10 protein-coding genes and 1 tRNA gene are annotated in these 13,639 nt (G+C 44.8%); 5 read left to right on the top strand and 6 right to left on the bottom strand.

The genetic code is table 11. From position 1 onward, the window contains the following. Nucleotides 1-476 precede the first annotated feature (476 nt). From Q0438_RS10870 to Q0438_RS10845, 6 genes are all read right to left on the bottom strand, one after another. The gene (locus Q0438_RS10870; protein WP_299190814.1) at nt 477-1,409 is read right to left on the bottom strand and encodes a hypothetical protein; all 933 of its coding nucleotides are present in this window, start codon (nt 1,407-1,409) and stop codon (nt 477-479) included. A 266-nt stretch (nt 1,410-1,675) separates the two neighbouring features. Next, nucleotides 1,676-1,876 carry a hypothetical protein gene (locus Q0438_RS10865; RefSeq protein ID WP_297915840.1) on the bottom strand — a complete coding sequence of 67 codons (201 nt, stop codon included), beginning with the start codon at nt 1,874-1,876 and terminating at the stop codon, nt 1,676-1,678. 121 nt (nt 1,877-1,997) lie between these two features. Continuing rightward, nucleotides 1,998-2,624: an NAD(P)H-dependent oxidoreductase gene (locus Q0438_RS10860; RefSeq protein ID WP_299190812.1), complete on the bottom strand. Its 627-nt coding sequence runs from the start codon at nt 2,622-2,624 to the stop codon at nt 1,998-2,000. 138 nt (nt 2,625-2,762) lie between these two features. Beyond that, complete coding sequence (locus tag Q0438_RS10855; protein WP_299190811.1) at nt 2,763-4,442, bottom strand: AAA family ATPase; 1,680 nt, start codon at nt 4,440-4,442, stop codon at nt 2,763-2,765. 21 nt (nt 4,443-4,463) lie between these two features. After that, a complete protein-coding gene (gene guaA / locus Q0438_RS10850; protein ID WP_299190809.1) occupies nt 4,464-5,999 on the bottom strand; it encodes a glutamine-hydrolyzing GMP synthase in 1,536 nt (511 codons plus the stop codon). A 54-nt stretch (nt 6,000-6,053) separates the two neighbouring features. After that, nucleotides 6,054-6,251 (bottom strand): hypothetical protein, encoded by a 198-nt coding sequence (locus tag Q0438_RS10845; protein WP_299190807.1) that lies wholly within the window; start codon nt 6,249-6,251, stop codon nt 6,054-6,056. 27 nt (nt 6,252-6,278) lie between these two features. Between Q0438_RS10845 and Q0438_RS10840 the strand changes: the two genes are divergently transcribed. The 5 genes from Q0438_RS10840 (at nt 6,279) to Q0438_RS10820 (ending at nt 13,520) form a co-directional block, all read left to right on the top strand. Further along, nucleotides 6,279-6,689, top strand: coding sequence for a hypothetical protein (locus Q0438_RS10840; protein WP_299190806.1), 411 nt, complete (start codon nt 6,279-6,281; stop codon nt 6,687-6,689). After that, a complete protein-coding gene (gene uvrC, locus Q0438_RS10835; protein WP_299190804.1) occupies nt 6,670-8,472 on the top strand; it encodes an excinuclease ABC subunit UvrC in 1,803 nt (600 codons plus the stop codon). Before Q0438_RS10840 ends, uvrC begins: the two co-directional genes overlap by 20 nt. 163 nt (nt 8,473-8,635) lie before the next feature. Beyond that, the gene (locus Q0438_RS10830; protein WP_299190803.1) at nt 8,636-13,042 is read left to right on the top strand and encodes an ATP-binding protein; all 4,407 of its coding nucleotides are present in this window, start codon (nt 8,636-8,638) and stop codon (nt 13,040-13,042) included. Nucleotides 13,043-13,050: 8 nt separating this feature from the next. Next, complete coding sequence (locus tag Q0438_RS10825; protein ID WP_299190801.1) at nt 13,051-13,431, top strand: response regulator; 381 nt, start codon at nt 13,051-13,053, stop codon at nt 13,429-13,431. A gap of 12 nt (nt 13,432-13,443) precedes the next feature. After that, nucleotides 13,444-13,520, top strand: a tRNA-Arg gene (locus tag Q0438_RS10820). Nucleotides 13,521-13,639: the final 119 nt, after the last annotated feature.

Here is a 13,639-nt window from a genome sequence, read left to right as displayed (position 1 = left end):
AGCGCTGACGGCGCGGCAGACTGAACTCGCTGCGACCCTGTCGGTATAGCACATATGGTCTTGCCCCGATACGCGCATAGTAAGTCGAGCTCGGATCAGGCGTGGATAAGACATGCCCATTGCCCCTATCATTTCGCCGCATGCTAACACCTTGGGTGCGCCACGGGTATTAGTAGCGTAGCCGCAGCCCTCCGCACGGCCGCGGTCGTTTGTCTCATATCACGGCTATTATGGCTATAAATCGTATTTACTCGCATGTTGTGCCGCAGCCTGCCTTGTTGGTATCAATCCTAAGCATTAGCTATACGGAGGCTGAATTTTTCAAATTTTGTTTAAGACACACGCCGTATACGCTGTTTTTGTTGGGTCTGTAAATTTTATCGCTTTGCTCCAATGCGCGGGTAGTATTTTGTGGCGCGACAGAGCATATACGGGCATCCCCATCTCACAAACTAGGCGTGCTTTACAGCGGATACTCATATCTCATAGCAGGTTAGAATTTGCTCCGCACCCTCGTCGTAGGCATTATCTACTAGCACTCGACACGTGCGGGTATGCGGCTGCGTATGCTCCTCTTTTTCGACGCCTTCGGGCGCTAAATTTTGCTCGGCAAATGCGCCCTTTTGCTCCGCTTCGTATTTTACGCTCACAGCCTGGCAAGAAGTAGCCGTAACGACGCCTAAAATTCTCGCACCCTTTTGTTTAAATTTATGCGCCAAAACAGGCTTTGTCGCGAGATATCGGGCGGGCTCATTTTGCTCAAATTTATTCGTCGCTTCGCATCTGGATTTACTCACCTCGTCCTGAGTAAATCCGCCCGAGCCGCCGTGCTCGAAGCCGCCCGCATCGCTACGTATAAGATTAAGAACCCTCAGCTCATTCGGCTCGTTTATAAAGTACCCGCACCAGCCGTCTGATCTGCCCGCCGCAAGCTCGAATTTATCGAAATCAAAGTCCAGCTCTACGCGGAATTTAACGTTAAAATTCGCGTCCGTAAAAACAAGCTCGTTAGCACTCTCTATTTCGCCGTTTTCGCCCGCTTCGCCCACGCGAATGCAATATCCGCCGCCCGCGCGCTGCACCTGCGTCATAGGGCAAGCTTTAGCGATAATTTTAAGCTCGCAACCGCTCAAATTTAAGCGGTAAATTTGACCCGAGCGCGTAAAAATCAAGAAATTTAGCTCATCTTGCTTAAAAATCGCCGCGCAGCCCTTTAGTCGCTTTCGCGTGCCCGTCTGCGTCTTAAAATCGTAGATAAAAAGCGTGTCATCAGTCGCCGTGATAGCCTTTTTATCGCCGCCCTCACTACTTAGCGCGATAAAGTTGCCGTATTTTAGCACGCCCTTTTTGTGCTTTGAGATGAGCGCGAGATCTGCGGCGTTAAATTTATAAATCGTGAAAATTTTCATCCGTCGCTCCTTTTGTCTGCGCGTAAAGAACACAGCGCGATTTATCGATTTTAATTTGCGCTAGCGGTTTTATCGACGTGCATGCTAATACTTGAATTATTGCTTTTAAATTTACACTATTTGCGCGGCGCTCGGTACCGATCAAATCGGCATCTGAGCCGTGCCTTGCAGGCAAATTTATCCGCACAGAGTTTGGATCGGACTAGAAATAAATTTAACCGCGCGCTGTTTGAGCGAAACCGTAAAATTAGCCTCGCAAATTTAGATCATTTTTTCGGTTTATTTTCTTTGGTATAGTCCACGGCGATGCGCTGGCAGGCGATTTTATCGTTCTTTTCGAGGCATAAAGTCTCCAGCTCCTCGCGGCTGAAATTTTTATAATCTTTGATCGTCTTTTTACCGCCGTCGCCCATCACGAAGTATATGAGAGCCGCTAAAATCGCCATCGCAGCGATTAATCTAAGCATAATTGCCTCCTAAATTTCATAGATTTTTCGCCAAATGTGCGAGCGAATTCGGCGCGTATCTGTTTAAATAGGCAGTCAAATTCTATGCCGTTCGGATTTTGCGAGCAGCGCATTTTTAAATTTAAAGCAAATTAATCTGCTTCGGAAAGTACCTATCCAGCGTCTGCACTACCTGCTCTAACCAGACCTTTCGCTCAGCTTCGTCGCTATCTGCGACCACTCTAAACATCAGCCGCTCAAAGGTTTTCACGCCGCAAAAATCAAAAATGCAGCTTTTCCAAATTTTTTCCAGCGGATCGCCGAATATCTTGTTTTCTCTGGCCTCGGGGGTGTTGGAGGTGTTGAAAACTACGGCGGCTTTAGCCTTTAAAAGTCCTATCGGAAGCCCGCCGCCGTTATCGCCCGGCGCAAAATCGTAGGCTACTCTCTGCCTTAGCACACGGTCAATCCAGCCCTTGAGGATGGCGGGCGGCTCGCCCCACCAGTTCGGATGGACAATCACGATGCCGTGGGCGTTTGCTATGTCTTTTTGATGCGCCTTTAACAGCTCGTCGTCGCTTTCATCGCTCACGAGCTCAGCGCCGCTAAGGATCGGATTAAATTTCTCCTTATATAGATCATGAAATTTAACCTCGTAGCCGCTATTTTGCAGCTTTTCTACCGCTACGTTTGCAATAGCCGCATTTAGGCTTCTTTCGTAAGGGTGTGCCAGGATGACGCAGATTCGTTTCGTATTATTCCTTCTCAATTTTCTTATTTTCAATTTTATCTAACTCTATTGTCAACATTTACACATTACCATAATAAAATTTGTATACCATGATAGAATTAGCTCTTTTATAAAAAATCAAACTTTTATTTTAAGGAAATTGTTTAAATATCATTATTATGATATTTCCAACATTCTTTCAAGGGATTCAATTAATCCGTTTATAAATCCAGATTTTTGTTCTACAAGAATATTTTCAACAGGACAACTGCATTGCGAAACACAGCTTGCTACCTTTTGCTTTATTTTGTTTTCTACTTCATCGTTCCACATGCCGCCCTGATTTAATCTTGCATCTTTAACCCTATCGGACCATTTTTTATTGTTTCTAAATTCTTTGCAGTTTAAATTAATTTGAAAGTCGTCTAATAGCACTTTTTCATACACTTCTGTTTTTAAACAATCTTCAATCTCCGAATCTCGGCTCCCGTTACAAATGGTTAATTTATAATCGGCTTCCGTAATTAATGATTTCGATAAAGCTAGTCTTATTGCAGAGCGCCCAGCCTCGTCATGGTCTAATAGTATAAAAAATTTACACATACTATTTTTTAAATCAAGAATATCGTGAGCTAAATTACCTGTTCCACCTAAAGGTTTTATAATTAACTTATTACTTGAAATAGCTGAATTAATTTTTTGGCTTTTGTGTGATAAAATTTTTGACAAAATTATTTTATCTTCCTCCCCCTCCACAACCAATACATGGCTAGCGCTTTTCAAATTATCTGATGGTAAAACACCTAAAATATTTCTTATTTCAATAATATTTTTTGCAGATTGAGCAGTTCCAGAATTTACTATTACATTAGACTTGATATTATTGCGTTGTACAAATAAAGGATTATGTGTTGTTATTATAACCTGATTATTTTTAGAGATATTTTGGATAACTTCTATTAAACTATGAATCGCACCTGAATGCAAGTGGGATTCTGGCTCTTCTATTGCTATAATTGACGCCCCTGTTGAGGACTTCATATCCTTCAGTATCGCTAAAGTCACAAGACTTTTTACTCCATCACCCTTATAGCTTATACTTGTAGGAGTTCCATCGTCAATTATTATTTCAATATCGCTTCTAAAATATCTATAAGAACGCATATGATTATTTTGCATTATACTTACGCCTTTTAGGTCTGGCAAAAAAACTTTTAATGGCTCCAATAATTGTTTGGATATTGTATCTAAAACATTTTGTTGCAATTTATTAATCTTATTTATTGCATTTTTATATTCAATTTCTTCATTTATTGAATCCATTCTTTGCGATATTGCATCCCTCAATACATCTATTGCCATTTCATCAGTTCTAATTGCTTGTATATAATTAAAAGTCAATCTATTGGAAATAAAGTTAGCAACTTGTGTAGATTTTTTATTATACGAGGAGCTACCCTTTTTGGGAACCTCAATTATTGGTCTATTGTTTTTACCAACTTTAATTATTATAGGTATATCTTCATTTCCCTTTATTTTTGTTTCTCGATGAAAGTCATTAAGCTCTTGACCTTCTAGTTTAAATTCTAGCTTAAAAATAGACTCTAATCCGCTTCGTCGTTCTTTTAATTGCAAAGGAAAATCCCTATCCCAATCATAGTCTCTTGTTGGTCTTATCCTCATAATTGGGCGCTTTCCATGCTCAATTAAAATACTCATTGCCGCATTTAATGCCATTAATAAATTAGATTTTCCTTCGTTATTCTTACCAACTAAAACAGTAAAATTTTCCAAGCTAATTTTATATGCTTTTGTTATACTCCTATAATTTGTAACCGAAAATTTTATAAGCTTCATTTCTGTTTCCTTAATACAATTTTATTCCCATTCTATCGTTGCGGGCGGTTTGCTAGAGATGTCGTAAACTACGCGGTTGATGCCGTCCACTTCGTTTATGATGCGGCGAGAGACGTTTTCTAGCAGATCATACGGTAGGCGCGAGAAGCTAGCCGTCATACCGTCGCTAGCGTCCACTACGCGTATGCACACGGCGTTTTCGTAGGTGCGGTTATCGCCCATAACGCCGACGGAGTGCACGTTTAGCAGCACGCAAAACGCCTGCCACGTTTTGTTGTACCAGCCGCTTGATTTTAGTTCGTCGCGTAGGATCACGTCGGCTTTGCGTAGCAGCTCGAGACTCGGCGTATTTACCTCGCCCATTATGCGGATCGCAAGACCAGGACCGGGGAATGGATGGCGGAAAACGACTTCGCGCGAAAGACCTAGCTCAAGCCCCAGCTGGCGCACTTCGTCTTTAAAAATTTCGCGCAGAGGCTCGATCAGTTCAAATTTCATATCTTTTGGCAGACCGCCTACGTTGTGGTGGCTTTTGATCGTTTTGCTTGAGCCTGCGACGGAGCTTTCGATGATGTCGGTATAGAGCGTACCCTGGGCTAGAAATTTTACGTTTTTGTATTTTGCCGCCTCTTTGCTGAAAACCTCGATGAAGGTCGCGCCGATGATTTTGCGTTTTTGCTCGGGATCGACCACCCCTTTCAGCCTGCTTAAAAACAGCTCGCTAGCATCGACTACGTCTAAGCTCACGCCGAGTTTGAGCCTAAACATCTCCTCTACCGCCTTGCGCTCGCCAGTGCGGAGTAGTCCGTTATCGACGAAAACCGCTATCAGACTCTGCGGCACCGCATGTGCCAAAAGCGCCGCTACGACCGAGCTATCCACGCCGCCGCTTACTGCGCAAAGCACTTTGGCGCTGCCTACGCGCTCTTTTATTTTGATCATCTGCTCTTTGGCGAAGCTGCCCATATTCCAAGTGCTGGTTATTCCGCAGATCTCTTTGGCGAAATTTTTTAAAATTCTATCGCCGAACTCGCTGTGGCAGACCTCGGGGTGAAACTGCAGCGCGTAAATTTTACGGATCTCGTCGCCGAATACGCACCACTCGCTCTCATCCGAGCTCGCCATTACCTCAAAGCCCTCGGGCAGGCTCTCGACCTTGTCCGAATGGCTCATCCAGACGGTAGAGTTGTCCTCCACGCCGCCGAATAGCTTGCTGGCGCGAAGCAGTTTCAAAGAAGCCTTGCCGTACTCCTTTTTGCTCGCGGGCACGACGCTGGCGCCAAATTTATGCGCGATGAGCTGCATGCCGTAGCAGATACCTAAAATTGGAATTCCAAGCTCAAAAATTTCATCGTCGCAAAAATACGCATCCTTGGCGTAAACGCTAGCGGGTCCGCCGCTTAAAATAAGGCCTTTGGGGTTTTTTGCTTTTATCTTATCGATCGGTGCGTCGTATGCGATCAGCTCGGTGTAAACGCCTTGTTCGCGCAAGCGCCTAGCGATCAGCTGGGTGTATTGGGAGCCGAAGTCCAGCACTAAAATGTCTGCCGTTTGCATGAAATTCCTTTGTAAAAATTTTTAAAAGTATAACAAAGCAAAGCTAAAAGTAGGCTATTTATCGCGTAAAATTCTAACGCTTCCTCTACCATCACTCGTGTTATTAGCGTCCCTGTTTTGGGCGGTAGCGCTAGGGCCTTGCTCGCCTTCTGAGTAAAACGGCGGCGCTTTGTATCCGCAGCCGCTAAGCAAAACTAAGATAAAAAATGCTAAAATCCGCTTATGGAAAATGCAAGAGAAATAATAGCTCATATCAGAAAAGATCCTTTATATGCCAAGATGCGAGAAAGAGGCGAGTTCTTAGCGATTTTGCCGCTTAGTTGGCAAAGGCTGATCGCTTTCATCTACGTCAAAGATGGCATTTTGATGATAGCTGCGAAACACCCGGCTGGGCTTTGCGAACTAAAACGCGATAGTAATATAAATTTAATAAAAGACGTATTAAAGCGCTTCGTAGTCGCTAGAGAGACGGCGGAGCTTTGCGGTGTGCGAGAGATAAAATTTTTCGTAGCAGATAGAGTGATGAGCAGAAGAAGGGCGCAAATTTATAAAGCTCATTTGCGCCCTGGCGGAAAAATTTTATCTTCAGAGCGCGCAAAAGGGGAGTTTGAAAACAAAATCCAAGATCCGCAAATTTATAAAATTTTTGAAGAGATAAGAGGGCTGATCCTTGCTAATAGAGGAGATTAAGAGCCTGCCTGCCGCACCCGGCGTGTATCAATACTTCGACGCCGCGGGCAAGCTGCTATACGTCGGCAAGGCAAAAATTTTAAAAAATCGCGTCAAAAGCTACTTCTCTTTCACGCCCACTCTCGCTCCGAGCCCGCGCTTAAGTGCGCGCATCGCAAAGATGATAAGCGAGGCGGTACATTTAGAATACATCGTAACGCCCAGCGAGAGCGACGCGCTGATACTAGAAAATTCCTTCATCAAGCAGCTCAAGCCCAAGTACAACATCTTGCTACGCGACGATAAGACCTATCCATATATCTACGTAAATTTAGACGACGACTTTCCGCGCTTTGAGATCACGCGAAAGATCGTAAAGGGTAGAAACATCAAATACTTCGGCCCATATTTTCACGGCGCGAAGGAAATTTTACAGACGCTTTACATGCAGTTTCCGCTCGTGCAGAAGAAAAATTGCGTCAAGGGCAAAAAGGCCTGTTTGTTCCACCAGATCGGGCGCTGCGCCGCTCCGTGCGAGGATAAAATTTCAAAGCAGGATTACGCTCGTATCGTGGAGAGTGCGCTTACGGCTTTGAAAAATCCGCAAAAGATGGTGCCGCAGCTTCAGGATCGGATGGCTCGGCTCGCGCAGAGCGAAAATTTTGAGGAGGCCGCACAGATCCGCGATAAGATTGAAATTTTGCGGCAGATGAACGTAAAGGTTGAGGTCGATCTGGCAAAGCTCGATGATTTCGAGGTCTTTGCGATTGCCGCACGCGACGGGCTCGTCTGCGCCGTGCATTTTAGCATACGCGAGGGTAAAATTTCAGCCTCAAGCTCGCATATAATTAACTGCAAAGCCCCAAGCGCCGATGATATCGCAAATGCCTATAAGCAGATGATCTTAAGCGCCTTTCCTGCCGCAGCTCCCGTGGCGTGCGCTAAAATTTACGTTTACGACGAGTTTGACGATGCGGATCTGGTATGCGAAATTTTATCCAAACGACACGAAAGAGTCTTTAAAATTTACGCGCCGAAAATCGGCGAGAAGCGTAAAATTTGCGAGATCGCACATCAAAACTGCGAGATCAATATCAAAAAGCATCTAAAAACGCACGATTACGCATTTTTGCAGGAGCTGAAGGATTATTTTGATCTTACGAATTTGCCGGTAAATATCGAAGTTTTCGACAATTCGCATATGTTCGGCGCCGCGCCCGTGGGAGCTATGATAAGCTTTCAAGATGGCGAGTTTAACAAGCAAAACTACCGCCACAAGCACCTTAGCTCAAATAACGACTACGATCAGATGCGCGAGTATTTAACTAGCCGCGCGCTTAAATTTGACGAGCTCGCCGCACCCGATCTGTGGCTCATCGACGGCGGAACGGCTTTGCTAAACTTGGCGGAGGAAATAATCTGCAGCGTCGGAGCAAACGTCGATATAATCGCTATCTCTAAAGAGAAAATCGACGCTAAAGCTCACCGCGCAAAGGGAGCCGCAAAAGATAAAATTTGCACGAAGGGCGGAATTTTTTCACTGCCTACGGATGATAAAAAACTTCAGTTTTTTCAGCGCCTGCGCGATGAAGCGCACCGCTTTGCGATCTCGTTTCACCAAAAGAGCAAACGCAAGCTCGATCTACAAAGCTCAAAGCTGCTAAGCTTGGGCGTTAGCAAGGGAAGCCTGAAGAAGCTTTTGGACTTTTACGGCGATTTTGAGAGCATTTATTCAGCGAGCTTCGATGAGATCAGATCGCTTACGAATATTCAAACCGCGGAAAAAATTTTAAATGACCATTAACGAAAAACAAACGCAAAAAGCTATATTTAAAGATTTGTTTAGTAAAATCCCAAATAACTTTGCAGGACGGCTAAAATCGTCTTCGCCGCGTGCGACGGAAGCGACTTTTACCCCCGGTTTAATAAATTTGACGTCGCTCAAACCGCGTTTTTAAGGATTTTGTATGAACTTAAATACTACAAGTGCTCTCCGATTGGTCAGCGGTATCCCGCTGCTTTTAATCTTTGTCTTCGCCTCCTATTTCCTGTTTATCTCTGTGCGAGATTACGCGAGGGTCGGTATTTTGCAGCAGCAAATCACAAAAAACAGCAACCTTGCGACCCTAATGGAGCAGGTCGATAAAGAGCGCGGTATTACGTCCGCCTTTTTGGGTAGCGAAGGAAACCCGGGCATGGGCACCTTGCTTACCGGTCAGCGTAAAAGAACCGACGAGGCGCTCGAAAATTACAAAAAGACCAAGGTTGAAAACGAAAATGTCGTAATTAAGAAGATATTTGATTTTTTTGCTTCCGGCACTGGAAATGACGAATTAATCGCCGCTGAGGCCGAGATTGAAAATTTATTAAATGGACTACCGCAGATAAGAAAAGATGTCGATGCTCAATCCAAGAGCTTTAGCGAACTTTTTAGCTCATACTTTCAGAAGCTAGACGATAATATCGAGGCGGTTCAAAGGGTTTTAAGAGAGGGTTCGGTAAGCTCGAATATTACGGTTTGGACCATTTCTCTACTTAATACCTACGAAGCGATAGATGCGACGGCTTCGGAACGTGATTATATCATTGAATACATCATCGGAAGCAAGGCAATGAATCCGTCTCAGTTAAGAACGTGGGCGAATTTTAACCTAGCAAGTTCGCTGCCTAACTACTACTTCTTGCCGGAGTCTTCCGCAAGAGGCGCGATCTTGGAAATTTTAAACAATCCGGAATCGCAAAATACGCTAAGAGAGGCCGCGAAAGTTTCCGCGCTTTTGCAGCAAGAGGCGGACGAGGGGCATTATAGCGTTCCGTTTGCGGAGTGGTTTACGCTAACTACGCAAAAATATCAGATGCTAAGCAGTATTTCCAAAAAAATCAACGAAGAGCTTACGGCGCACGCCGATAAGTATTTGGCGGAAAGACTTAGAAACCTTTTCATCGCACTTGGAATTTGGGGCTTAGCTATCGTGCTTGTTATTTTTGCTTTGGGTATTGTAAAGCGCCTAAGACAGAACGTTACCGATCTGGGCAACGTGCTTAGCCGAATCGGTGATCTTACCGATCAGCACGAACATATCGACGTTAGAACGAGCGAGGGCGTTAATAAAGCCTACTCGCTTATCGAGGACGCGCTTGATCTGATAGCGTATCAAAAGGGCGCCGCCGAGGACGCCAATAAGGCAAAATCGATCTTCTTGGCTAATATGTCGCACGAGATCAGAACGCCGCTTAACGGTATCATCGGCTTTACCGAGCTTCTTAAAAATACGGATCTGGACGAGGAGAAGCGCGACTACGTTGATACCATCGAAAAATCATCCGAAAACCTCCTAACGATCATCAATAACATCTTAGATGTCTCCAAGATCGAAAGTAATAAAGTCGAGCTTGAGGATATTTTATTCAATCCGATCCAAGACTTTGAAAGCGCCGTTGAAATTTACGTCGCAAAGGCCGCGGAGAAGAATATCGACATCCTGCTCTACATCGATCCTACGCTCGTGCACCACTTATACGGCGACATTACGAAGATCAAAGAGGTTCTTATCAACCTTATGTCCAATGCGGTTAAATTTACCCCTGAGCACGGCAATATCGTGGTCGAAATTTTAAGAGAGCCTAGCAAGTCTCCAAACGAAGCGATCGTGACCTTCAGCGTAGAGGATACCGGTATAGGAATTTCCGAAGACAAGCTTGCAAACGTATTTAACGCTTTCTCTCAGGCAGATTCTACGATCACACGCAAATACGGCGGTACGGGTCTGGGACTAACAATTTCGTCCAAATACGTAGCGATGATGGGTGGCAAGCTTCAGGTTCAATCGACCGTCGGCAAGGGCACTAAATTTTATTTCACGCTCGCCTTTAAAGAGACGCAAAAGACCGATGCCGACGCGGTATTCGAGAGCATAAAAGGACTAAGCTTCGCACTTTTGGCCGATAGTGCGGATGTTATGTATAACGACATCGTCAAAAACTATATCAGCAAGCTGGGCGGTAGAATTTCGATATTTAATACCGGCGCGCAGCTTCGCTCGGCGCAAAATAACAATAAATACGACGCTTTAATAACCAGATTTAAAAACTACGGCGAAGTCAGCAATATGTCGATCATGCCTACTATACTTACTTTAAAGCCTAGAGAGCTTCAAAGTATCAGCATCTCAAACCCTAGAATTTTTACCCTTACGGAGCCTTTCAACCTAACCAAATTTATTAAGACTCTGGATAAAATTTCAAAATCCGGCATAACTTTAAATAGATCGGAGCCTTTCTTGTCTTCTACGCGTGAAATCAAGCTAGACGCCGAGATCGAAAAGCCTATCGTAGATAAAAATGTCGTTCCGGATGAGCTCATCATGGAGGAGCCTGCGGTAAAAGAAAGACCTATCATAACTCCTACCGTAGAGCAGCCGCGACACGCTATGTCGTCTGCGGACGAGCTGCGCGCGATTTTGCAAAGCAGAAAGCGCACTCACGATAAGCACGAGCATGAGGCGCCTAAACCGAAAGAAGACATCGTCCATAAAGCTCCTAGCGCTGCTGAGGTAAAGAAGGAAGAGCCAAAGCCTGTAGAGCCGAAGATCGGTACTTTAGATATCGAGGACTTGGGCGATATCAAAACCGAAATTCCTAGATTGGAGCCTGAGGAGCTGGAGATCAAAATGGATCTGCCTGAGGTCGAAATTCCAAATATCGAAATTCCAAAGGCGGAAATCCCTACCGCGCATACTCCTAAGCTAGACGCCGCCGAGACGATATCTTTGGATCTTTCGGACGAGCTAATCGATCTGGAAACTCCTCCTGCCGAGCCTAAGCACTCCGAAGCTAAAATTTCTGAGTCAAATTTAGAAGCGGACGATATCAAGATAGATCTGCCTAAAGCGGAGAGCAGAGCAGTGGAGGATGAGATCGAAATCGCTCCGATTGAGATTGAAATTCCAAAGGCGCAGCCTGCAGAGCCGCAAGCTCAGCCTGAGATTAAAACTCCAAGCGTAGAGCCTGATGAAGTCGAGATGATCGATCTATCGGGTATCGGTAAGGAGGAGCCTAGCGCTAAGATTGAAATTCCGGAAGAGAAAGAGGAAATTTCAAAATCCAAGGCGGAGATACCGTTGGCTCCGAAAGCCGATATAGAAATTCTGCCGGTTTTGCAACCGGAGCCGCAAAAGCCTGCTAGCGCAGAGCCTGAGACCAAACCTGTCATTGAGGCAGCCAAGTCTATCACCCAGCCTGTAGAAGAGGCCCCTGTGGTAGAGCCTGAAATAGAGCCTGTAAGCGTCAAAGTAGAGCCGGTCGTCATACCGCAGCCTGAAGAGGATGTGATGGTTGAGGTTCCGGTCACCGTCTATGAGGATGTTCAGCAGGAAGAGACTATCATGGTCGAGGAAGAGGTAGAGGTCGAGGAAGAGGTCGAAGTACCGGTACCTAGAAATCCTGCCGACGATAACGTGCCGCTGGTAAATCGCAAATACGGCGCTAAAATTTTAATCGCCGAGGATAACGAGATAAATCAAAAGCTTATGAAGCATACGCTAAATAGCTTCGATATGAACCTAACCATAGTCGAAAACGGACTTTTGGCGCTAGAGGCTAGAAAGGCGAATAACGACTACGATCTTATATTTATGGATATTTCGATGCCGGTAATGGACGGTATAGAATCAACCAAGCAGATCAAGCAGTATGAGAACGAAAACAATCTACGCCATATCCCGATCGTAGCGGTAACGGCTAACGCGCTAAAGGGCGATAGAGAGAAATTTATGGCGGCGGGGCTTGATGAATACTGCACCAAGCCGATCAAAAAAGATATCTTGGCTCAGATGCTAGATAACTTCGTGGGCGATAAGCGTTCCGATGCCGCTCCGTCAGGCGGTACTACGAAGCAGATCGTTAAGAAGCTGGTTAAAAAGCAGGTGCCTAAAACGGTCATCAAAACCGTCAAGGTGCCAAAGACCGTAATGAAGATGGTTCCTAAAAAGAGTCTAGCTTCAAACGGAGGCGCTTCGGCGCAAAAGGCTAACGTCCCTACGAAGGACATCTTGGTATGCAAGGCAAACATTATGGAGAGCAAAATTTTTGCAAGCATACTAAAGCATCACTATAAGGACGTGGAGATTGCGAGCAACTTTGAGCAGCTCCTATCTATGGCGGCTGGCGGTAGTTATAAGCTAATTTTGATCGATAAAAAGTTATCGAATATGGATTTTGCGGCGCTAGAAAACTTAAGCCAAAAAGCTCCGGCAAGTAAGCTGATATTGTTTTCTAACGATAGCGACGAAAATCCGATATTTAGCGAGGTCGCTACCTATAACATCACTAAATCGGGCCTTGAGAAGCTCGCACAAAAATACATTAAAGGATAAGGTTTTAAATGAAAGAATTGAAAGTTTTAACGGTTGACGACGATCCTATCAATCTAAAGCTATTAGAGGTTATGCTAAAAAAATACGGTAAATTTCATACCGTCCTTCAAGCCAAAAACGGCTTGGATGCCCTTGCAGTGCTTGAGGTCCAGCCAGTGGATCTGGTGCTGCTAGACATCGTAATGCCCGTGATGAACGGACTAGAATTTTTAGACAATCTCCACGCTAGAGAAAATATATCGCACATCCCCGTCATCGTCCTTACTACCGACGAGACCGCCAAACGCGAGGCGCTAAATAAAGGCGCTTATGATTTTATGACAAAACCCATCAACGACAAAGATCTTCACAAAAAGCTAGACGACGTTATGAATATTATCGGCGATTAAATCGCCGATTTTGTCCTCGTAGCTCAGCAGGATAGAGCGCAAAATTCCTAATTTTGAGGCCACAGGTTCGAATCCTGTCGGGGACACCATCTATCAAATTTTCCTCCTATTTTTAGTTTTTTGATTTTTTTGAAAGCCCTAGAGGCAAAAGAGACAGAAGCATAGCAAATAAAACCCTGGTATTCGGTATGCTTAAAAGAGACAGCAG

Source organism: uncultured Campylobacter sp. (genome assembly GCF_938030785.1).
Lineage (GTDB): Bacteria > Campylobacterota > Campylobacteria > Campylobacterales > Campylobacteraceae > Campylobacter_B.
The sequence above is the reverse complement of the archived record's forward strand: the minus strand, read 5'-3'. Positions and strand labels throughout refer to the sequence as shown.